The organism is Gordonia sp. Swx-4 (assembly GCF_030316175.1).
Taxonomy (GTDB): Bacteria; Actinomycetota; Actinomycetes; order Mycobacteriales; family Mycobacteriaceae; genus Gordonia; species Gordonia alkanivorans.
Genome location: NZ_CP128197.1, coordinates 706273 through 726180 on the forward strand (window position 1 = coordinate 706273; position 19908 = coordinate 726180).

Annotated in this window: 20 protein-coding genes; 8 read left to right on the plus strand and 12 right to left on the minus strand. The window is 67.3% G+C overall.

The genetic code is table 11. The features are described from left to right. Nucleotides 1–15 precede the first annotated feature (15 nt). Nucleotides 16–1296, minus strand: a complete 1281-nt coding sequence (locus tag PWF70_RS03240) for an NADH:flavin oxidoreductase (protein ID WP_241549173.1) — start codon at nt 1294–1296, stop codon at nt 16–18. A gap of 11 nt (nt 1297–1307) precedes the next feature. Then, a complete protein-coding gene (locus PWF70_RS03245) occupies nt 1308–1928 on the minus strand; it encodes a TetR/AcrR family transcriptional regulator (protein WP_035752045.1) in 621 nt (206 codons plus the stop codon). Between the two features lie 119 nt (nt 1929–2047). On the opposite strand from PWF70_RS03245, the gene lpdA reads away from it, so the two are divergent. From lpdA to PWF70_RS03260, 3 genes are all read left to right on the plus strand, one after another. Next, complete coding sequence (gene lpdA / locus PWF70_RS03250) at nt 2048–3433, plus strand: dihydrolipoyl dehydrogenase (protein ID WP_241549172.1); 1386 nt, start codon at nt 2048–2050, stop codon at nt 3431–3433. Nucleotides 3434–3625: 192 nt separating this feature from the next. Next, the gene (locus PWF70_RS03255) at nt 3626–4864 is read left to right on the plus strand and encodes a metal-dependent hydrolase family protein (protein ID WP_006358315.1); all 1239 of its coding nucleotides are present in this window, start codon (nt 3626–3628) and stop codon (nt 4862–4864) included. Nucleotides 4865–4998: 134 nt separating this feature from the next. Then, nucleotides 4999–5883 (plus strand): DNA-3-methyladenine glycosylase family protein, encoded by an 885-nt coding sequence (locus PWF70_RS03260; RefSeq protein ID WP_241549171.1) that lies wholly within the window; start codon nt 4999–5001, stop codon nt 5881–5883. Here the strand turns inward: PWF70_RS03260 and PWF70_RS03265 are convergent. The 8 genes from PWF70_RS03265 to PWF70_RS03300 all read right to left on the minus strand — a co-directional run bounded on the left by PWF70_RS03265 (nt 5804) and on the right by PWF70_RS03300 (nt 11085). After that, nucleotides 5804–6679 carry an ABC transporter permease gene (locus PWF70_RS03265; protein ID WP_241549170.1) on the minus strand — a complete coding sequence of 292 codons (876 nt, stop codon included), beginning with the start codon at nt 6677–6679 and terminating at the stop codon, nt 5804–5806. The two genes, PWF70_RS03260 and PWF70_RS03265, sit on opposite strands and share 80 nt — an antisense overlap. Next, nucleotides 6676–7395 carry an ABC transporter ATP-binding protein gene (locus PWF70_RS03270; RefSeq protein WP_127961718.1) on the minus strand — a complete coding sequence of 240 codons (720 nt, stop codon included), beginning with the start codon at nt 7393–7395 and terminating at the stop codon, nt 6676–6678. Before PWF70_RS03270 ends, PWF70_RS03265 begins: the two co-directional genes overlap by 4 nt. Nucleotides 7396–7400: 5 nt before the next feature. Beyond that, nucleotides 7401–7880, minus strand: a complete 480-nt coding sequence (locus tag PWF70_RS03275; protein WP_241549169.1) for an MTB12 C-terminal domain-containing protein — start codon at nt 7878–7880, stop codon at nt 7401–7403. A gap of 83 nt (nt 7881–7963) precedes the next feature. After that, on the minus strand, nt 7964–8629 hold the full coding sequence (locus PWF70_RS03280) for a helix-turn-helix transcriptional regulator (protein ID WP_119031194.1): 666 nt from the start codon (nt 8627–8629) through the stop codon (nt 7964–7966). A gap of 36 nt (nt 8630–8665) precedes the next feature. After that, nucleotides 8666–9010 carry a cupin domain-containing protein gene (locus PWF70_RS03285; RefSeq protein WP_005200315.1) on the minus strand — a complete coding sequence of 115 codons (345 nt, stop codon included), beginning with the start codon at nt 9008–9010 and terminating at the stop codon, nt 8666–8668. Beyond that, the gene (locus PWF70_RS03290) at nt 9007–9825 is read right to left on the minus strand and encodes a class I SAM-dependent methyltransferase (protein WP_241549168.1); all 819 of its coding nucleotides are present in this window, start codon (nt 9823–9825) and stop codon (nt 9007–9009) included. Before PWF70_RS03290 ends, PWF70_RS03285 begins: the two co-directional genes overlap by 4 nt. Before the next feature lie 28 nt (nt 9826–9853). After that, a complete protein-coding gene (locus PWF70_RS03295; protein WP_241549167.1) occupies nt 9854–10522 on the minus strand; it encodes a class I SAM-dependent methyltransferase in 669 nt (222 codons plus the stop codon). 26 nt (nt 10523–10548) lie between these two features. After that, entirely contained in the window at nt 10549–11085 is a 537-nt protein-coding gene (locus tag PWF70_RS03300; RefSeq protein ID WP_241549166.1) for a carboxymuconolactone decarboxylase family protein, read from the minus strand. Nucleotides 11086–11110: 25 nt separating this feature from the next. Here PWF70_RS03300 and PWF70_RS03305 point away from each other — a divergent pair, with 25 nt between their 5' ends. Further along, a complete protein-coding gene (locus PWF70_RS03305) occupies nt 11111–11575 on the plus strand; it encodes a MaoC family dehydratase (protein WP_005200306.1) in 465 nt (154 codons plus the stop codon). A 31-nt stretch (nt 11576–11606) separates the two neighbouring features. Here the strand turns inward: PWF70_RS03305 and PWF70_RS03310 are convergent, their stop codons facing one another. Then, nucleotides 11607–12896, minus strand: coding sequence for a lipase family protein (locus PWF70_RS03310; protein ID WP_502876447.1), 1290 nt, complete (start codon nt 12894–12896; stop codon nt 11607–11609). Between the two features lie 410 nt (nt 12897–13306). Here PWF70_RS03310 and PWF70_RS03315 point away from each other — a divergent pair, with 410 nt between their 5' ends. Beyond that, on the plus strand, nt 13307–14719 hold the full coding sequence (locus PWF70_RS03315; protein WP_241549270.1) for a lipase family protein: 1413 nt from the start codon (nt 13307–13309) through the stop codon (nt 14717–14719). Nucleotides 14720–14722: 3 nt separating this feature from the next. On the opposite strand, the gene ramB is transcribed toward PWF70_RS03315, so the two are convergent. Continuing rightward, complete coding sequence (gene ramB / locus PWF70_RS03320) at nt 14723–16153, minus strand: acetate metabolism transcriptional regulator RamB (RefSeq protein ID WP_127961712.1); 1431 nt, start codon at nt 16151–16153, stop codon at nt 14723–14725. Nucleotides 16154–16246: 93 nt separating this feature from the next. Between ramB and PWF70_RS03325 the strand changes: the two genes are divergently transcribed. From PWF70_RS03325 to PWF70_RS03335, 3 genes are all read left to right on the plus strand, one after another. Next, nucleotides 16247–16990, plus strand: coding sequence for a hypothetical protein (locus PWF70_RS03325; RefSeq protein WP_006358330.1), 744 nt, complete (start codon nt 16247–16249; stop codon nt 16988–16990). Nucleotides 16991–17461: 471 nt separating this feature from the next. Further along, complete coding sequence (gene aceA, locus PWF70_RS03330; protein ID WP_005200301.1) at nt 17462–18757, plus strand: isocitrate lyase; 1296 nt, start codon at nt 17462–17464, stop codon at nt 18755–18757. A gap of 163 nt (nt 18758–18920) precedes the next feature. Continuing rightward, nucleotides 18921–19808 carry a 3-hydroxybutyryl-CoA dehydrogenase gene (locus PWF70_RS03335; RefSeq protein WP_241549164.1) on the plus strand — a complete coding sequence of 296 codons (888 nt, stop codon included), beginning with the start codon at nt 18921–18923 and terminating at the stop codon, nt 19806–19808. Nucleotides 19809–19908: the final 100 nt, after the last annotated feature.

The following is a 19908-nucleotide window of genomic DNA, read 5'->3' on the forward strand; positions in this document are numbered from 1 at the left end:
ACAGCTACCGCGGCGTCAGCTGGCCGGGCCGCTCACCGACGACGAGACCGCGAGGGGATCGGGCACCTCGCCGGTGCGGATCGGGCACCGCGTGTGCGAGTAGATCGTCGGCATGCAGAGGTTGCAGTGCACGCACTTCGACGTCGTCGACGGGTCTGCGGCGATCCGCAGCGGCAGATCCGGCTCACGCAGGACCGCCCGGCCCATCGCCATGAATTCGAACCCCTCGGCCATCGCGGTGTCCATCGAGGCCCGGTCGGTGATTCCGCCGAGCAGGATCATCGGCAGGTCGACGGCCTTCCGCAGTTCCCGCGCGAGCGGCAGCAGGTAGCCGTCGTGGTACTGATAGTGCTTGAGGAAGATCGGCGCGAAAGCCTTGAGCCCGTACTTCATCGGACCGGAGAAGGCGGCGGCGAACTCCTTGCGCGGCGCCTCGCCGTGGAACAGGTACATCGGGTTGAGCAGCGAGCTGCCCGCGGTGGGTTCGATGGCGTCGAGATGGCCGTCGGACTCCAGCAGCTGCGCCACCTGGCAGGCCTCGTCGACGTTGAAGCCGCTGAGCTTGGCGCGACCCTTCGCTCGTGCCTCCGGCGACCGTTCGATGTCGGGCTTGCCGACGCCGTCGTAGGTGTTGAGCTTCACCCAGATCGCGGCCTCGTCCCCGACCTCCTCACGCACGCTCTCGACGACCTCGCGTGCCATACGCGCGCGGTTGACCAGGCTGCCGCCGTACCCGTCGCGGCGGTGGTTGAGCAGGGGAGACAGGAAGCTGGAGATGAGATAGTTGTGGCCGCAGTGGATCTCGAGCCCGTCGAAACCGGAGTCGACGGCGATGCGGGCGGCCTGCCGGAACTTCACCCGCAGCTCGGCGATGTCGGAGACGCTCGCCTTGTGGGTCAACGACATCCCCATCGGCGCGGGGATGCGGCCCGGACCCCAGGCCTTGGCACGGTTCGACACCGAGTTCGCGACCGCGCCGGCGTGGCCGAGCTGTGCGGCGGCGAGTGCGCCCTCGGAGTGGATGGCGTCGGTCAGCTTGCGCAGTCCGGGCATCGCCTCGGGACGCATCCAGATCTGGTGGCGGTCGGTGCGGCCCTCCGGTGAGACCGCGCAGTAGGCGACGGTGCTCATCGCGACACCGCCGGCCGCGACCTCACGGTGGAACTCGACGAGTTCGCCGGTGACGAGCGCGTCGGGCGTCATGCCCTCGAAGGTGGCGCACTTGATCAGTCGGTTCCGCAGGGTGAGCGGGCCGAGCTGTGCTGGGCTGAACGGTCCGGCGTCGGGGCTGTCCACGTCGGTTCCTCTCAATCGGTTTCTTGTTCGGACGGGCTGGGGTCTGGTGGCGCCGACAGTCCCGCGGTGACGAACCCGGCGAGCGCGTCGACGGCCTGGGCGTCGAGTGGCTCGGAGCTGCCGAAGCGCAGGAGGATCAGCTGGAAGGCGAGTGCCCAGCGGCGCCGTGCCGCGCGGGAGGGCAGTCCGGGGATGGCGTCGAGCAGGAGGTCGGCGAACGGATCGAGGCCGAACCACCGGGCGGTCCAGCCGACCGTCGGGTGGGTCAGCACGAACCGCGACAGCAGGCGCAGGTGTAGGTGCCCGGTCGGATCGCACTGGAGATCGACGAACGGCGCGAGCAGCACGTCGACGACGTGGCGCACCGAATCGTTCTCGGGATCGATCGAGGCCAGCGCGTCTGCCCAGCACGGTGCCAGCCGGGATTCGAGAAGGGCGATGGTCAGATCGTCCTTGGTCCCGAAGTGGTAGTGCACGGCCGCGGGGTTTGCATCGGCGGCGGCGCAGATCGCGCGGACCGACACCTTGTCGTAGCCCTCGGCCAGGAACAACCGTTCGGCGACGACGAGCAGGGTCTCGCGGGTACCGGGCGAGCCGGTCCCGGACGGCGTCGCGTCGGTGGTCTGGGTCACAGTGGGATGGAACCACAGATCAAACAGCGTTTCAAACAGTGATTGAAATCGTGGTGGTGTTACCAGGGAGTAGCGGGACGGACTGCGACGGACCATCGACGGGACGTAGGGTGGCAGGCGTGGCTGAACACTTTCAAACAGTTGTATTGGGTGCAGGTCCAGGTGGGTACGTAGCCGCGATCCGGTCGGCTCAACTGGGCATGAAAACCGCCGTCATCGAGGAGAAGTACTGGGGCGGTGTGTGTCTCAACGTCGGATGTATCCCGTCCAAGGCGTTGCTCCGTAATGCCGAACTGGCACACATCTTCAATCACCAGGCCAAGACCTTCGGCATGAGTGGCGACGTGTCCTTCGACTTCGGCGCGGCGTTCGACCGCAGCCGCAAGGTCTCGGACGGCATCGTCAAAGGCGTCCACTACCTGATGAAGAAGAACAAGATCACCGAGATCGACGGCTATGGCGTGTTCACCGATGCCAAGACCATCACAGTGGGTGATCGCGAGATCACCTTCGACAACGTCATCATCGACACCGGCTCGACCGTGAAGCTGCTGCCGGGCGTCGAACTGTCGGAGAACGTGGTCACCTACGAGACCCAGATCCTCACCCGGGAGCTGCCCGAATCCATCGTGATCGTCGGCGCGGGCGCGATCGGCATGGAATTCGGCTATGTGATGGCCAACTACGGCGTCGACGTCACCATCGTCGAGTTCCTCGACCGCGTCCTGCCGAACGAGGACGCCGACTCGTCGAAGGCCGTCGCCAAGGAATACAAGAAGCTCGGCGTCAAGCTGCTCACCTCCACCAAGGTGCAGTCGGTCACCGACAACGGCGACAGCGTCACCGTCACCTACAAGGACGCGAAGGACTCCGAAGGCGAGCTCACCGTCGACAAGGTCCTCATGTCCGTCGGCTTCGCCCCGCGCGTCGAGGGTTTCGGTCTGGAGAAGACCGGCGTCGAACTCACCGATCGCGGCGCGATCGCCATCGACGACCATATGCGCACCAATGTCGAGGGCATCTACGCCATCGGTGACGTCACCGCCAAGCTGCAGCTCGCCCACGTTGCCGAAGCGCAGGGTGTGGTGGCTGCCGAGACCATGGCCGGCGCCGAGACGATGACCCTGGGCGATTACCGCTTCCTGCCGCGTGCCACCTTCTGCCAGCCGCAGGTCGCGTCGTTCGGTCTCACCGAGGCGCAGGCCAAGGACGAGGGCTACAACGTGAAGGTCACCACGTTCCCCTTCACCGCCAACGGTAAGGCGCAGGGTCTCGGTGAGACCGCGGGCTTCGCCAAGCTGGTCACCGACGCCGACACCGACGAGCTGCTCGGCGGCCACGTGGTGGGTGACGGTGCGTCCGAGCTGCTCCCGGAGATGACGCTGGCCCACAAGTGGGATCTCACCGCCAAGGAGTTGGCCCGCAACGTGCACACCCACCCGACGATGTCGGAGGCGCTGCAAGAAACTTTCCACGGCGCGATCGGGCACATGATCAACCTGTAGAAGTCCACTTCGCAAAGTGAGGGATTCGTGCCGGAAAAACGGTATGAATCCCTCATTTTGTTTGCGTGGTTCCGGCGAGTGGCAATTTCGTGCCTATTCCGAGGAACAAATCTGCGCATGAATGCGGGACCCGGTGTGAGGTTCTCCCTCGGATGCCGGGAAAAGAATGAATACACGGTATAACCAAAAGTCATGACCACAACTATCCTTCACAATGCTCGCCTGATCGACGGGACCGGCGCCGACCCGATCGCCGACGCGGTCGTCGTGATCGACGATGGCAAGATCGCCTACGCCGGTGCGGCTTCCGGTGCCCCGCAGATCGACGAATCGGCGAAGCCGGTGAAGGTGGATGTCGGGGGCAACACCGTGACCCCCGGGTTCTTCGACTGCCACGTGCATCTCTCGCTGCCGGGCACCAAGGGCTCGCCGATCATGGCCGCGATGGTGCCGGCGTCGTACCGTTTCTTCGAGCTCATCGACCGGCTCAAGACCACCATCGAGGCCGGTGTCACCACCGTCCGCGACCTCATGGGTGTCGACGTGGGCGTCCGCGACGCCGTCGCCCACGGTCTGGTCGCCGGCCCGCGTCTGCTGGTCGCCGACAAGATGCTCAGCCAGACCGGTGGTCACGCCGACTTCCACATCCCGTCGGGCCTCAGCGGAACCGGCCTGATCGGCGGTGAGCTGGTCGACACCGTCGACGAGGCGCGCAAGGCCGTCCGCGAGCTGCTCCGCAGCGGCGTCGACGTCATCAAGGTCGCCTCCAGCGGCGGTGTCTCCTCGCCCAGCGACGATCCGGACTGGCTGGGTGCCCGCACCGAGATCGTCGCCGCGCTGGTCGAGGAGGCCGAGAACTACGGCGGACGCAAGGTCGCCGCGCACGCGATCGGTTTCCTCGGTATCCAGGCCGCCGTCCAGGGTGGCGCGCACTCCATCGAGCACGGGTACGCACTCACCGACGAACTCCGGACGGAGATGGTCGAGCGCGGTCAGTTCCTGGTCCCCACTCTGATCGAGACCCTGAAGCCGGACACCGCGACGCCGCAGGCGGTCGCCAAGTCCGAGAAGTGGCACAAGCTGGCTCACGAGTCCATCGCGGCGTCGGTCGAGGCCGGGATCAAGGTCGCCGTCGGCACCGACGCCGGTCTGGTCCCCGACCACGGTGCCACCCTCGGCGAGCTCGGCTGCCTGGTGAAGTTCGGTGGCATGACCCCGATGCAGGCGATCGTCGCCGGCACCAAGACCTCCGCCGAGCTCTGCGACGTCGCCGACAAGCTGGGCACCCTGGAGGCGGGCAAGCTCGCCGACGTCGTCGTCGTCAAGGGTGATCCGCTCGCCGACATCGACTCGCTCGCCGACCACGACAACATCCTTCTGGTCCTCAAGGAGGGCAAGACCGCTTCCAACCGTGGCGGTTACGCGGTCTGATCGGTTTCGACCGACACATCTCGCGAGAGCCGTCCATTCGCTGAACGACAGACGAATAGGACGCACGTCAGCGAGTGCATTCTCGGCGAATTCGACGAGAAACGAACACTGCCGAGCGGGCTACGCTCGGAACGGTGAGTGCCGTCGAGCGGGTCCGGGAATGGGAGTTGCCGTGGCAACTCGACGTCCGGGGCACGGTCGGCCATCTCCGGCGCGGAGCCGGCGACCCCACGTTCGTCTACGGCAACGACGGGTCGGTCTGGCGTTCGGTGCAGACCCCCGACGGGCCCGGCACGGTGACGCTGCGCATCGACGGTTCGCGGGTGCTGGGACGCGCCTGGGGGCCCGGCGGCGACTGGTTGCTCGAGCAGTTGCCGGACTTCCTCGGCGCCTCCGACGAGCCGGAGGCGATGGCGGTGCACGACGACGTGGTCGCCGGACTCGTCCGTCGCTCGGCGGGCCTGCGGATCGGCCGCACCGACCGGGTGTGGGAGGCGCTGGTACCGGCGATCCTCGAGCAGAAGGTGGTCGGGGCGGAGGCCTTCCGTGCGTGGCGGTACCTGGTGCGGCGCTTCGGCGAGCCTGCACCGGGTCCGGTACCCGGCACGATGCGTGTTCCGCCGCCGCGTGCCGCGTGGGCAGACATCCCCTCGTGGGAATGGCATCGCAGCGGCATCGAACCGGTGCGGATGCGCACGATCCGCGGGGCGACCGCGATGGACGTCGAACATCACCACGATCGTCTCCGGCTCCTTCGGGGAGTGGGGCGGTGGACCGAGGCGGAGACGCGGGCCCGGGCCGTCGGTGACACCGATGCGGTGTCGGTCGGCGACTATCACATCCCGACGCTGGTGGGCCTGACCCTCATCGGTGAACCGGTCGACGACGCGGGCATGCTCGAACTACTGGAACCCTATGCCGGGCAACGGCGTCGGATCATCAGGATGGTGGAGCTGCACGGCGTCCGGCGAGAACGGCGCGGACCGCGGATGACGGTGCGCGACTACCGGTCCTTCTGACCCGGAACGTCAGCGAGACACATCCGAGGACGAAGAGGGCCACCGCGACCGCGCCGCAGTAGAGCAGCCCGCCGGTGGGACCCCACGGCGGCATGAATGCGAGTTCCTGCCCGGTGCCGAAGGTTCCGTTGAGGAAGGGCATGTACTGCTGCAGCGTGTAACCGTCGGGAACCAGGCTGATCGCGTTCTCGATGACGTACGTCCAACCGAGGAGGGCCACAACGGTTCCTGCCGGGTGTCCGATGATCGCTGCGAGTCCGATGCCGATCCCGACCGCGAACACCGCGAAGACCGGCACCGTGACCAGGAAGCGGACACCGTCGGGCGAACCGATGTCGACGCCGCTGTACACCTTCGGGAAGAAGGTGGGCAGGCTCGCCATCAGCAGCGCGACCAGGGCGGCGCTGCACAACGCGGCACCGACGCCGTAGGCGATCCACCGGGACACCAGGCCGGTCCAGCGGCGCGGGTATAGGTGGCGGGTGAGTTCCCCCAGCGCGCCGCGCTCGGCGGTCGCCTGGGCGTAGGCCGCGACGATGGCCCAGATCATCACGGTGAAGGTGATGACCCAGTAGACCGAGTTGGTCGTGGTGACCGAGGTGACCTGGATGCTCCCCGAGATCGACGCGAACCGTTCGGCGACGGTGGCGACGCCGAGGGTGATGACGAGGGGAAGCAGGACCGCCCCCGGGATCAACCCGTAGAGCAGGATGCTGCGTGCACCGCCGACGCGGGTGAGTTCGGCGCGTGCGCCGCGTCCGATCTGTGCCGCGACGGCCGTGAGGGTGGCGGTCATGCGGTGACTCCTGCGGGGGTCTGACCACCGACTGTGGCGAGGTAGGCCTCCTCGAGATCGGCGGAATCACCGACGAATTCGGCCAGCGGCGCGTCGGCGGCGATACGGCCGGAGTTCAGTACGACGACGCGGTCGGCGGTGCGGGCCACCTCGTCGAGGTGGTGTGAGGCGATGAGCAGACGCCGGCCGTCGTCGGCGAGATCTCGGAGAAGCCCGCGTAGCCAACGGATGCCGTCGACGTCTAGGCCGTTGACCGGCTCGTCGAGGACGAGGGTGCGCGCATCGCCCAGGAGGGCGGAGGCGATTCCGAGCCGCTGACGCATGCCGAGGGAGTAGTCGACGACCCGGCGGCCGGCCACGTCGGTGAGCCCGACGAGGTCGAGGACCTCGGCGACCCGACCGGTCGGGATCCCACCGGCCCGTGCCAGCCAGGTCAGGTGGCGCCGTGCGCTGTGGCCGGGGTGGGCGGCGTCGGTGCCCAGATGCATGCCGATCACCGTGGGTGGCGCATCGAGTTCGCTGAATCGCTTGCCGTCGAACAGGATTCGGCCCGCCGCAGGAGGTATGACGCCGCAGATGGTCCGGAGCAGCGTCGTCTTGCCGGTGCCGTTGCGTCCGAGCAGATAGACCAGCTCACCGTCGTCGACGCGGGTGGTGATGTCGTCGAGAACGGCCTGCCCGCCCATTCGGACGGACAGGCCGCTGATGTCGAGCACGGCTACTAGGCGTTGCAGTAGATGTTCAGGCCGACGGTCTTGACGCCCTGGCACAGCGAGCCGGCCGCGAGCTTCCAGTTGCCGTCGAGCTTCTTGAACTCGATGGTCATGCGGATCGTGGGACGTCCGGCTGAGCCGCTGTTGAGCGTGGCGGTGGCGCTGTTGCCCTTCTGGACCAGCGGACCGGTCACCTCGTTCCAGCCGCGCGGCGCGCGGAAGAGGCCGAGCGAGTAGACGGTCTTGGGGACGATCACGGCATTCATCCCGCCCTCCACGTTGGCGGCCTTGGCCTGATCCGACGCCGGGGTCTCGACCAGGAACTCGACGATGTCGTTGAGGTCGGCGAGCGTCGGGCGGTCGGTGGTGACCTTGAAGTTCGGTGGGAAGGTCTTGGCGGCCGAGGCACCGCCGGTGGCCGCGACGAGCCCGACGACGGCCACGAGCGTCGCGAGCAGCGTGATGGTCATCCTGCGGATGAGATGCATGACGAGAGTCCCTCCTGTTCGGCGATGGTCGTTCGCCAACGCCTTTGGAGAAACTTAATCCTTCAAATTAATTAAGGCAAGCCTCACCTGAGTGGGGTCTCGAAGTGGTTTGCGGTGCGCCGCAACGGCGCCAGCCGCAGCACGATCTCGCAGTCGCCGCCTGCCGGGTCCGGGGCGACGGTGACGGCATATTGCGAGCTGAGGGCGGGGGAGCTGGCGGCGAGTGCCTGCTCGATGACGCCGCGGGCGACTCCTCGGGCGACCTCGGGGTGCGTCCGGGCGATGTCCTGCAGCGGGCACGAGCAGAGTCGTAGTTCGTGAGAGCCGAACGCGCTCATGATGTTCGAGACCTGGAATCCCAGCGCGCCGAGAGTGTCCGAGGCGACGGTCACCGGGTCGGGCAGATCGGCGGTCGGCGCCGGGCGCGCATGCTCCTCGGCCCACAGGCGGCCGGCCTCGGCGCCGGCATGTTCACGAGCGGCCTGCGTGCTGCCCAACTGGCCCAGGAGATGGCCCAGCAGTGCGCCGGTGGGCGCCCGGCGGACGAGCTGATAGCCGACGCGGGGACGGCCGACGCCCGGCGTCGGAACGGTCGTGGTCTCGACCCGCCCCTCCTCGACCAGCTTGGCGAGGTGGAAACGGGCCGTGGTCACGTGCAGGTCGAGGCGCGTCGAGATCTCCCCGGCGACCATCGGTTCGACCGATTCGGACAGCAGGGCCATGATCTTGTCGCGCTGCTTGGTCGCCATGGCTGGTCCTCTCGATCTCGACGCGCCCCGCGTGCTTCAGCTCCCGGAGGGTTGCTCCCCAGTGGGATTCTCCAACACCACCAGTGTGACGACCGCATCGGTCCGTGCCACGAGCGCGTGGGGGATGTTGGCGTTCACGTGGATCGCCACGCCCGTCTCGAGGCGGGTGGTGGATTCCCCGACGGTGAAGTCGATCTCGCCGGTCTGGCCGATGACCAGTATCGGGCGGCCGGCGCAATGGTCGGGCATCGTCTGACCGGCCAGGAACGACAGGCGGATGACGTTGCCGCCGTCGTTGCGGGAGAGAACGGAGATGTCGGGACGATCGCCTGTCTTGCCGGTGTTGTCGGCGAGGCCGGTGATCACGGTCGAGTCGCTCATTTCGCGGTCTCCGGCTTGGTGGCGATGACCTCGATGGCGGCCATGTGCGACTTGTACTTGGTGAACGTCGCCCGCATGGCGAGGACGCGCTTGCGTGCATCGCCGTCGCGGATCACGTTGCCGACGAACTTCAATGCCCCGACGAGTCCCTCGTCGGCGATCACGCGACGCGGCTCGAGCAGTGCCATCTTGGCGAACTTGACCGTGGTGACCTCGAAGCCGGCGTCGGTCAGTAGCTTGCGCCACTCGGCTTCGGTCAGCGGACGGGCGTTGACCTTGATCGATCGCGCCAGCGACTTGCGGATCTCGGTCTTCTCCTCGTCCGGAAGGGTGTCGGGATTGATCGCGAGCTCATGGATCGCGTACCGGCCGCCGGGGCGCAGCACACGGAATGCCTCCTCGACGATCTTGGCCTTGTTGCGGTCGGCCTGCATCGTCAGCATCGCCTCGCCGACGGCGACGTCGGTACTCGAGTCATCGAGTCCGGTGGCCGACGCGTCACCTGCGACGACCCGGCCGCGCTCACCGATGACGCCCTTGGTGAGGACGACGGCGTCCGGATCGTCGTCGACGCCGACGTAGCTCTTCGGCGATCGCTCGAGGATCGCGGTGGCCGTCTTGCCCAGGCCCGGTGCGATCTCGAGGACATCGGAGCCGCTGATGCGGGCGTCGTCGAGCAGGCTCTCGGTGAGCTCGAGTCCGCCCGGACGCAGGACGCGTTTGCCGAGTCGGGCGAGGAGCCAGTGGCCCGGCATGTCCTCGGTCTTGCGCTGGCCGAACGGCAGCTGATCCCCGGACGTGGTTTCGTTAGTCATACCTAACCTCCCTATTTCGAGGAGGACTTTACTGCAAATCCCCGGCAGTGCTCACCGGCCCCGGTTTCACGCCCAGGACGTACTGTCCGTGACCGGTGATCGTCTGCTCGACGTTGGCCGCGCCCGCGGCGCGCAGGCGGTCGGTGATGGCGTGCTCGTCGAAGATACGAAAGCCGGTCAGTCCGACGACCCCCTGGACGCCGGGCAGTGATGTCACCTCGGTCGTGACGGAGGTGAAGATGACGATCTCGCCGCCCGGCCTGGTGACCCGCACCAGCTCGTCGACGACGGGGAGTGGATCGGGGATGAGGTACAGAGCTGCCAGGCAGGTCACGACGTCGAAGGTGTTGTCGTCGAACGGGATCGCGTGGGCGTCGGCGCGGAGGAAGGCGGCGCGCTCGACGACGTTGGTGCGAGCCGCACGGGCCAGCATCGGGGCGGAGAAGTCGATCCCGATGCAGCGTCCGTCGCCGGTCAGTCCGTCGGCGATGAGACGCGTGTAATTGCCTGGGCCACAAGCAACGTCGAGGACGAGTCGGTCACCGGGGCGGGACAGGTAGGCGCGGAGTGCGCGGTCGTAGTCCTCGGTGGCACGCCCACCGAGACTGAACAACCTCGTGAACGTCGGCCGCCAGAGGTTCTCGTAGATCTCGGCGAACGCGGCGTTGCGCATCAGGCGCTGGCTGATCGACTCCATCGCTCATCCCTCGTCAGGTGTGACCGTCAGGTGTGATGATCGCGCTGGATGCGGAGCGTGTGGATCGTCGTGGCCAGGCTGTCGTACTGGCCTACGAGCAGGGTGAACTCGATCAGGCGGCGATTGTCGAGATGCCGCGCCAAAGCGGCCCAGGCGATGTCGGAGACGTCCTTGGTGTCGACCAGTTCGTCGACCGCGCGGAGGATGGCCCGCTCGCGGTCGCCCCACCCGGCGTCGGGGCCGGAGAGGATGCGCTCGAACTCGGCGTCATCGATACCGGCCCGGCGCCCCAACCGGCGGTGATGGTCGAGTTCGTAGTCGCAGCCGCGGAGATGGGCCACCCGGATGATGATCATCTCGGAGTCCTTGCGCGGCAATGTCCCGAAGGGCATCAACCGGCCGCTGTAGTGCAGCCAGCCGCGGAACAGTCCTTTCGTCCGGCCGAGCGTGGAGAAGATGTGTGCGTCGTCGACGCCGATGACGCGCGCGGCTCCACGCGCGAAGGCGAAATTGAAGGGTCCGAGATCTCGGAGACCACCCGGTGTGACTCGCGGTGCGCTCATGGGGCCACGGTAGACTACGGCCACTATGACGAACAGCACACGGACGTTCACCAGTGTCGAGGAGCTCAAGGCGGCGATCGGCGAAGACCTCGGATCGGGCGAGTGGCTGGAGATCACGCAGGAGCGGATCGATGCATTCGCCGACGCTACCGGTGACCACCAGTGGATCCACACCGATCCCGAACGCGCGAAGTCGGGTCCGTTCGGTACCACGATCGCGCATGGCTACCTCACCGTGTCGCTGCTACCGATGCTCGCCGGCCAGATCTTCACCATCGAGGGCCCCAAGCTCTTCCTCAACTACGGCATGAACAAGCTGCGCTTCCCGAACCCGGTGAAGGTGGGTGCGCGTATCCGCTCCAACGCGGTGATCACCTCGATCGAGGAGACCCCCAAGGGCGTCAACATGGTCGTGACCAACACGGTCGAGATCGAGGGCGAGTCCAAGCCCGCATGCGTCGCCGAGAACCTGCGCGTCCTCGTCTACTGATCCACCCCTGACCGTCTCGCGACGCTCGGCCTCAACCGGCCGGGCGCCGCGTGCATTCGTTCGGGGCCGGGCGGCCGGCGAGCCGCTCGTTCAGCCATTCCAGCGCGACCGGGAAACCCAGGATCGCGCCGGTGAGGTGTTCGCCGAAGATCTCCCGGTAGGCGGCGGTGGCGCCGTAGCCGCACTGCTGCCGGTAGAGCGCGCGTGCGCCCGCCGCGGGACTCCACCACTCGTGGGTGCCGTGGTAGATCAGCAAGGGCACCACCGATTTCCGGTCGGCCATCGCGGTGAGCCGGTAGATGCGTTCGGCGACGGGCGAGTGGAACGGATCGGGGTCATTCGACATCAGCTGCATCGGCATGAAGGTCCCGCCGCCCAGTGCTTCGGGGATGACGCAGACGTTCTTCAGCGGTGAGGTGGCCAGCCATCGCGCGGGGCGATTGGCGAGCGCGAGGATCTCGGTGCGTTCGCGGGCGATGCCGAAGGTCGCCGCGTGGAACAGCCCGGTGGCCAGGTTCGCGTTCATGCTGCCGACGAGCATGCGGAAGTCCGCGGGCACCCCGCCGAGTGCGGCGCCGACGATCCGGTCGGACAGTTCGGGGGCGTAGTCGCCGACCAGCTTCGACGCCCCGTGCGTCGCGATTGCACCTCCCGAGTAGCCCGCCAGGGCGATGCGACTGTGCCGCAACGTTTCCGGGCGTACGGTCAGGCTGACGCGGATGGCGTCGAGGATGACATGCCCGGCCAGCACGGGTTCGGCGTACGCCATCCGCGGCCCCTGATGGTCGGGGACGAGGACTGCATGGCCGTCGTTCAGGGCGATCTGGGTGGTGGGCGGGATCAGGTCGGTGGGGTTCGTCGCGATCGAGAAGCCGTGCGCCAGCGTGTATCCGGGGGTGCAGGCGGCGCCGAGCGAATCGATGGGCAGATTGTTGACCAGCAGGGGTCGGGGTCCGCGGGCGGGACGGTTCGGGATCAGCAGTGTCGCGGTGCCGAAGATCGGGGCGCCGGTCGCATCGGTGGTGGCGAACTTGATCAGGGTGGCCGACCGGAGGGGGACGGTGACGACCGGACCCGCGGTGGCCCTGACGTCGCGGACCGCGATGACCCGACCCGGTCGCATCGTCGACAGGTCCGCAGGCCAGCGGTCGAACAACGGATCACCGGTGGGCGAGGGCAGTAGCGCCTCCCGCAACTCCAGTGTGCGGTGGTCGAATCCGGCGGCCCGTGCCCGCGGCGGGATGTCTCGCAGTCGCGGGACCGGCGGCGGTGGCACGGCCGCGTCGACGGCCTCGGCGACCGGCGGCGGGACGGGCATCATGTTCGGCGGTTCACCGGGAGCGGACCCCGGCGCCACCGCGCACCAGACAACCACGAGTCCGGTGGCGATCCCCGAGATCAGCGTCCGGCGACCGGTCCGGTGTCGTCGACCGTTCGCGGTTGTCGCCATCGGGTGCCTCCGCAGCGTGTGAGTGCCTCGTCGCCTCACTGCGGTCGACACTAGGACAAGCGACCAGGTGTCGATGTCCGGCGCCCCGATGGTCGTTTCTTCGAGATCGAACCGTGATCCGAATTGGGCCGGACGATGGATTCTCCGGCGATGATCGGGGTGTGTCCTGCCGATGCCCGTGAGGCCGTTTAGCATGACGGAATCCGGACCGGAGGAGCGAGTCGGGCTGACCACTGGGGGTGAGCTCACCCGGAATCGCCCGCATGACAGGAGTGTTGGCGATGCATTCGATGGGCAGGTGGCGACCCCTGACGCTGCGCGCGACGGTGGTCGTCGGCGTCGCCGCGGCCGTGCTGGTCTCCGGTCTCGGGGGGATCGGGTCGAACCCCGTGGCAAGTGCCGAGCCCCCGAACCTGACCGCCATCCCGCCGAACATCCCGGGCGAGATCGATGCGGTCGTGCCGCCGCCCCCGGTCAAGAAGCTCGAGCGCATCCCGCAGAGGTCGAGGATCGAGGGTGGTTCTCGCGAGCTCCAGGAACTGCGTGAGGCCGTCATGCCGTCGCCGGTGGGTGACCGGTTCTTCGATCACTGGCCCGCCGACCTCGCCGGACGCAAGCCCGGTGACCTGATCGCGACCCGGGACGTGACGCCGGTGGCCGGATTCCTCGTCACGGTGCCCCTGCGTTCGGCTCGGCAGGTCAAGTTCCGCACCACCGATGCCACCGGCGGACCGCTGTTCGGCACCGCGACCCTGTTCGTCCCGCGCAAGCAGTGGACGGGCCCGGGACCGCGGCCGGTCGTCATCAACAACACACCGATCGTCGCACTGGGAACCACCTGCACGCCGGGCTACACGTTCTCCCACGGTTACAACGACGACACCAACAGCACCGACCTGTTCCCGCCGTTGACGCAGCTGGCACTCGACCGCGGATACGCGGTGATCGTGCCCGACCACACCGGCGCCCGGATGGCCTACGCCGAACCGTATGTGGGCGCCCATGTCGTCCTCGATTCCGTCCGGGCGGCCGCGAAACTGGACCCGAAAGAGTTCGGGCTGGGTCCGATCGTCATGAACGGGTACTCCGGTGGCGCGATCGCGACCAATGCCGCGTCGAGACTCGCCTCCTCCTACGCGCCCGATCAGGCGGGACGGTTCGTCGGCGCGGCCATCGGTGGTGTGCCTGCGGACTACCGGGCCCTGGCCGGCGCGATGAACGCCAACCTGGCCTCCGGGGTCTACCACTCCGCGATGCTGGGCGTGGCTCGGGAGCGTCCCGAGATCCTGGAGATGTCGAACCACGCCGCGCGCTGGCTCGCGACGTCCCCCTTGCGCGATCTGTGTACCGGCGACATGGGCAAACTGGGCATCTCCCACATGCCCACACAGTTGCTCTCGGCCGACCCCGACCCGTTCCATACGCCGGTCGCCGAGCGCATCTTCGACATCACCTCGATGTCGGGGCTGAAGGCGACGATGCCGCTGTTCATCTATCACGGCACCTACGAATGGTGGATTCCCGCGAGCCAGGCGCGGGCCCTGTTCTCCGAACAGTGCGAGCTCGGTGCGACCGCGATCTACCGCGGGTACCCGATCGAGCACATCACCGCGGCGTTCACCTCGTTCGGTGACGTGGCCACTTGGCTCGACCGTCGACTTCAGGGAATCCCTGCCCCGAATGAGTGCCGCTGAGCATCAACGATTCTCGGTGATCGCCATGTACGGCGACACCGTGGAGGAGTGCTCGTTCACGCGCAGTGTCGCACCCAGCGCCGGGAACGCACGCTGCGCACAGTTGGTGCGCTCGCAGACCCGGCAACCCGCACCGATCGGGGTCACGTGCGCCTGTGGGCCGATCTCGAGGCCGTCGGAGTAGATCACCCGGCCGGCATGGCGGAGTTCGCATCCCATGCCGATGGCGAAGGTCTTGCCGGGTTGTCCGTAACGCGCCGCCCGTCGTTCGACGGTCCGTGCGACCCAGAAGTAGTTGCGGCCGTCGGGCATCTCGGCGATCTGGGTGAGGATCTTGCCCGGCGAGGCGAATGTCTCGTAGACGTTCCACAGCGGGCAGGTGCCGCCACTGGAGGAGAAGTGGAAACCGGTGGCGGACTGACGTTTCGACATGTTCCCGGCACGGTCGACGCGCACGAACGACCAGGGGATGCCGCGCAGGTTGGGGCGTTGCAGGGTCGAGAGCCGGTGGCAGATCGTCTCGTAGGAGACCGCGTAGAACGCCGACAGTCGCTCGATGTCGTAGCGGAAATCCTCTGCGGCGCCGTGGAACTGGCTGTAAGGGAGGACGACGGCCGCGGCGAAGTAGTTCGCCAGTCCGAGCAGCGCCAGCGATCGGGCGTCCTCGCTGGTGAAGTTGCCCTGGTCGACGAGTTCGTCGAGAAGATCGTGGTACTCGAGGTAGCAGAGCTCGCTGGCGAGCTTGAAGGTCCGCTGTCCGGCGGAGAGCGCGGCGGAGAACTCGAGCCTGCGCTCCTCGGCGTTCAGGCGGTGGAGGGTGTAGTCGCCGAGGTCGACGCGACGCACGATGCTGATGCCGTGCACGTTCTCGATGCGGTTCATGATCTCGCGGCGGATGTCCGCCGAGTGCATACGCATCCGGTTCGTCATCTCCTCGGCGGCGATGTCGAGCTCATGGATGTAGTTGCGGCGCTGGTAGAAGTAGTCGCGCACTTCTTCGTGCGGCGCGCTGATCGTGCCGCGCATGCTGCGGTCGCCGCGTTCGTCGGTGGCCGCGGCGAGCTGATCGGTCGCGATCCGGTAGCGCCGGTGGAGGTTGACCATCGCCTGCGCGATCTCCGGATGTGCCGCGACCATCGTGCTGATCTGCGAGGCGTCATGCGCGCCCGGCGCGGCCTCGATGTCGTCGTCGAGCAGCACCTCACGCAGTTCGGCGACGAGTCGGAGGTCGTCCTGGGAGTCGAAGAACCCGGCGTCCACGCCGAACGCCTCGGTGATCTTGCGCAGCACCGAGGTCGTGAGCGGTCGGGCGTCGTGCTCGATCTGGTTGAGATACGACGCGGAGATCGACAGCGTCTGTGCGAGGGCCACCTGCGACAGTCCGCGCTCGGAGCGCAACTGGCGCAGCCGAGATCCGACGTAGGTCCTGCTCACTCGTCACCTCCGGAACAGGGGATGCCAGATCGATGATCCCCTTCAGGGTACGGTGGCCGCGTGCGCTCACCCCACGGCCGACTCCGCACCCCGATGCGGGTGACGGCCGCGACGTTCGTGCTGGTGACCGGGATGATCGCGAGCGTCGGGTGCTCGACCGGGTCGGCCGGGGCGCCTGCGCCGCGCACGCCGTCCGACCTGCTGCTCCCGACATCCGACCTGCCGCCGGGATTCGCCGCCGAGGCGCTGTCCGTCAGCGACCTGGTCGCCGGGAACCGGGCGGGTATCGACGCCGCGCGCACCACCCGCGTCACCCCTGAGTACTGCGTCCCGACCGCCGACGCGGACCTCAACGGAGAGCTGACCGCGGACAACTCGGCGGTCCTCGCCGGTCGAGGTGGCAGCGGGGTGCTCGTCGAGCTGGTCACGAAGGCGCGGCGCGACATCGACGCGGACCGGCTCGCCACCACCGGACGCTGTGCGCGCACGACCACCGAGATCACCACCGGTAACCTCGCCGGCAGTCGCGTCGTCACCGAGTACACCGAGATCGCGCCACCCGAGATCGACGGCGGGCTCGGTGCAGGCGAGCAGATGCTGCTGACGCGGTCCGAGGTCACCACCACGCTTCCCGACGGCGGGGTCCGACGCCAGGTCGGCTTCGCCGGATACGCCGCCCTGGACCGACCGGCGTCGGGTCCGGTCACCGTCCAGCTGACGGTGTCGGGCGCTGCGACCCCGGCCGCCGATCCGCCCACGGACCCGACCGAACCGGTCGACTCCGCTGCCATGGCGGAGCTCTTCGGCGACGCGATCGGCCGCGTCACCGTCCCCTGATCGAGCCCCTCGAAGGGCTCATCCGGCCGTCTGCGCGGTGTGAATGTCGTCACTCCGTGCCCGGTCTGCGCCGAGCGCGGTCTCCTCGATACCTCGCATCGCGGCCGGGGAGTGTGCTGTACTCCTGAGTAGGAAATCCCAGTACGCGCGTACTTTTTTCGACGGACCGCGGGGGTTTTCACACGACAAGATTTGCAGAATTTGCAAACCCTCGTCAAAAAATAACCCGGATTTGCACTCGCTGAGGGTTGGACCTGCGGGTTTGTCCTGTGGCACCCTTGCTGCAGGCACCACAGACGGAAGCCCAAGAGTTCGCAAATCCGGCCGACACCGCCGCCGGACGCGCGAGTGTAAAGCTCTCGGGGTTCACGACGGATGCCGGTCAGCACTCCAGGCCTCGGCGGCGCGCCGGGCCGGTCGCCCCGATCCGACCCGGTCGGGACGAGCAGGACAACGAAAGCGAAGTAGCCAATGAGCAACGTCGGAAAGCCCCGCACCGCCGCGGAGATCCAGCAGGACTGGGACACCAACCCCCGCTGGAAGGGCATCAAGCGCGACTACACCGCCGAGCAGGTCGCTCAGCTCCAGGGTTCGGTCGTCGAGGAGCACACCCTCGCCCGCCGTGGCGCCGAGATCCTGTGGGACGGCGTGACCAAGGGTGACGGTTCCTACATCAACGCTCTCGGCGCCCTCACCGGCAACCAGGCCGTGCAGCAGGTCCGCGCCGGCCTGAAGGCCGTGTACCTGTCGGGTTGGCAGGTCGCCGGTGACGCCAACCTGTCCGGCCACACCTACCCCGACCAGTCGCTGTACCCGGCGAACTCGGTTCCCAACGTTGTTCGTCGCATCAACAACGCGCTGCTCCGCGCCGACGAGATCGCCCGCGTCGAGGGTGACGACTCGGTCGACAACTGGGTCGTGCCGATCGTCGCCGATGGTGAGGCCGGCTTCGGTGGCGCTCTCAACGTCTACGAGCTCCAGAAGGCCATGATCGCCGCGGGTGCCGCCGGTACCCACTGGGAGGATCAGCTCGCCTCGGAGAAGAAGTGCGGCCACCTCGGTGGCAAGGTGCTCATCCCGACCCAGCAGCACATCCGCACCCTGAACTCGGCCCGCCTGGCCGCCGACGTCGCCGGTGTCCCCACCGTCGTCATCGCGCGTACCGACGCCGAGGCCGCGACCCTCATCACCTCCGATGTGGACGACCGCGACAAGCAGTTCGTCACCGGTGAGCGCACCGCCGAGGGCTACTACCACGTGAAGAACGGCATCGAGCCGTGCATCGAGCGTGCGAAGTCCTACGCTCCGTACGCCGACATGATCTGGATGGAGACCGGTACCCCGGATCTCGAGCTGGCTCGCAAGTTCGCCGAGGCCGTCAAGGCCGAGTACCCCGACCAGCTGCTGTCCTACAACTGCAGCCCGTCGTTCAACTGGAGCAAGCACCTCGACGACAGCACCATCGCCAAGTTCCAGAACGAGCTGGGCGCCATGGGCTTCACCTTCCAGTTCATCACCCTGGCCGGCTTCCACTCGCTCAACTACGGCATGTTCGACCTTGCCTACGGTTACGCCCGCGAGCAGATGACCGCCTTCGTCGACCTGCAGAACCGCGAGTTCAAGGCAGCCGACGAGCGTGGCTTCACCGCCGTCAAGCACCAGCGTGAGGTCGGCGCCGGGTACTTCGACAGCATCGCCACCACCGTCGACCCGAACACCTCGACCGCAGCTCTCAAGGGCTCGACCGAAGAGGGCCAGTTCCACTAGGAGCTATTCCGCCTGCCCGGAACTTTGGCGAACCCCTTCAGGCGGTCCGCGGCTTTCGCTGCGGGCCGCCTGCTGGCGTATCAAGGGCTTTGGTCGTACCCCGGGAGTTACCCGTGTTCTTACGAGATCAGTTGTCACATAGGCGTTTCCCGGAGGATCTGACATGACAAGCCAGAAGATCACCCGAGTCGGCATCGTCGGAGCCGGACAGATGGGCGCCGGGATCGCCGAGGTGTGTGCCCGGGCCCAAGCCGACGTACTGGTCTACGAATCCACCCGCGATCTCCTCTCCGCGGGGCGCGCCCGCATCCTGAGTTCGCTCGATCGGGGAGTGTCGAGCGGCAAACTGACCGAACGCGAACGCGACCAGGCGGCCGACCGACTCACCTTCACCTCGGATCTGAACGACTTCGCCGACCGTCAGCTGGTCTGCGAGGCCGTCGTCGAGGACGAGGCCGTCAAGACCGCGATCTTCACCGACCTCGACAAGATCGTCGACGATCCGCACGCGGTCCTCGCGTCGAACACATCCTCCATCGCGATCATGAAGCTGGCCACGGCGACTCAGAGCGCCGCCCGCGTGATCGGCCTCCACTTCTTCAATCCCGTACCCGTGCTCCCTCTGGTCGAGCTCGTCACCACGCCGGTGACCGCTCCCGAGGTGACCGCGCGGGCCGAAACCTTTGCGCACGACGTCCTCGGCAAGCAGGTGATCCGTTCCGCCGACCGCTCGGGCTTCGTCGTCAACGCCCTGCTCGTTCCCTATCTGCTCTCCGCGATCCGCATGGTGGAGAGCGGCTTCTCGACGGTCGAGGACATCGACAGGGCCATGATGCTCGGTTGCGCCCATCCGATGGGGCCGCTGAAGCTCGCCGACCTGGTGGGTCTCGACACCGTCAAGGCCATTGCCGACAAGATGCACGAGGAGTTCGACGAGCCGCTCTACGCGCCGCCCCCGCTGCTGGTGCAGATGGTCACCTCGGGCCGTCTCGGCAAGAAGGCCGGTCACGGCTTCTATGAGTACGAGCGGGTTCTCGCCGGCAAAAGGTGAGCTGAGACACAGGTGCTAGCAGAATGCTTGCATTTGCTAGCACGGCGTGGATACTGGACTTCGGAAACACCAATACCGATGGCGCCGCGGTTCCCTAATC

Coding starts and splice junctions, on each gene's coding strand:
- PWF70_RS03255 (WP_006358315.1), top strand. CDS start 3,626: ATGACCACAACTATCCTTCACAATGCTCGCCTGATCGACGGGACCGGC.
- PWF70_RS03285 (WP_005200315.1), bottom strand. CDS start 9,010: ATGAGCGACTCGACCGTGATCACCGGCCTCGCCGACAACACCGGCAAG.
- PWF70_RS03305 (WP_005200306.1), top strand. CDS start 11,111: ATGACGAACAGCACACGGACGTTCACCAGTGTCGAGGAGCTCAAGGCG.
- aceA (WP_005200301.1), top strand. CDS start 17,462: ATGAGCAACGTCGGAAAGCCCCGCACCGCCGCGGAGATCCAGCAGGAC.
- PWF70_RS03335 (WP_241549164.1), top strand. CDS start 18,921: ATGACAAGCCAGAAGATCACCCGAGTCGGCATCGTCGGAGCCGGACAG.
- PWF70_RS03290 (WP_241549168.1), bottom strand. CDS start 9,825: ATGACTAACGAAACCACGTCCGGGGATCAGCTGCCGTTCGGCCAGCGC.
- PWF70_RS03310 (WP_502876447.1), bottom strand. CDS start 12,896: ATGATGCCCGTCCCGCCGCCGGTCGCCGAGGCCGTCGACGCGGCCGTG.
- PWF70_RS03265 (WP_241549170.1), bottom strand. CDS start 6,679: ATGACCGCCACCCTCACGGCCGTCGCGGCACAGATCGGACGCGGCGCA.
- PWF70_RS03300 (WP_241549166.1), bottom strand. CDS start 11,085: ATGAGCGCACCGCGAGTCACACCGGGTGGTCTCCGAGATCTCGGACCC.
- PWF70_RS03325 (WP_006358330.1), top strand. CDS start 16,247: ATGCGGGTGACGGCCGCGACGTTCGTGCTGGTGACCGGGATGATCGCG.
- PWF70_RS03280 (WP_119031194.1), bottom strand. CDS start 8,629: ATGGCGACCAAGCAGCGCGACAAGATCATGGCCCTGCTGTCCGAATCG.
- PWF70_RS03275 (WP_241549169.1), bottom strand. CDS start 7,880: ATGCATCTCATCCGCAGGATGACCATCACGCTGCTCGCGACGCTCGTG.
- PWF70_RS03315 (WP_241549270.1), top strand. CDS start 13,307: ATGCATTCGATGGGCAGGTGGCGACCCCTGACGCTGCGCGCGACGGTG.
- PWF70_RS03295 (WP_241549167.1), bottom strand. CDS start 10,522: ATGGAGTCGATCAGCCAGCGCCTGATGCGCAACGCCGCGTTCGCCGAG.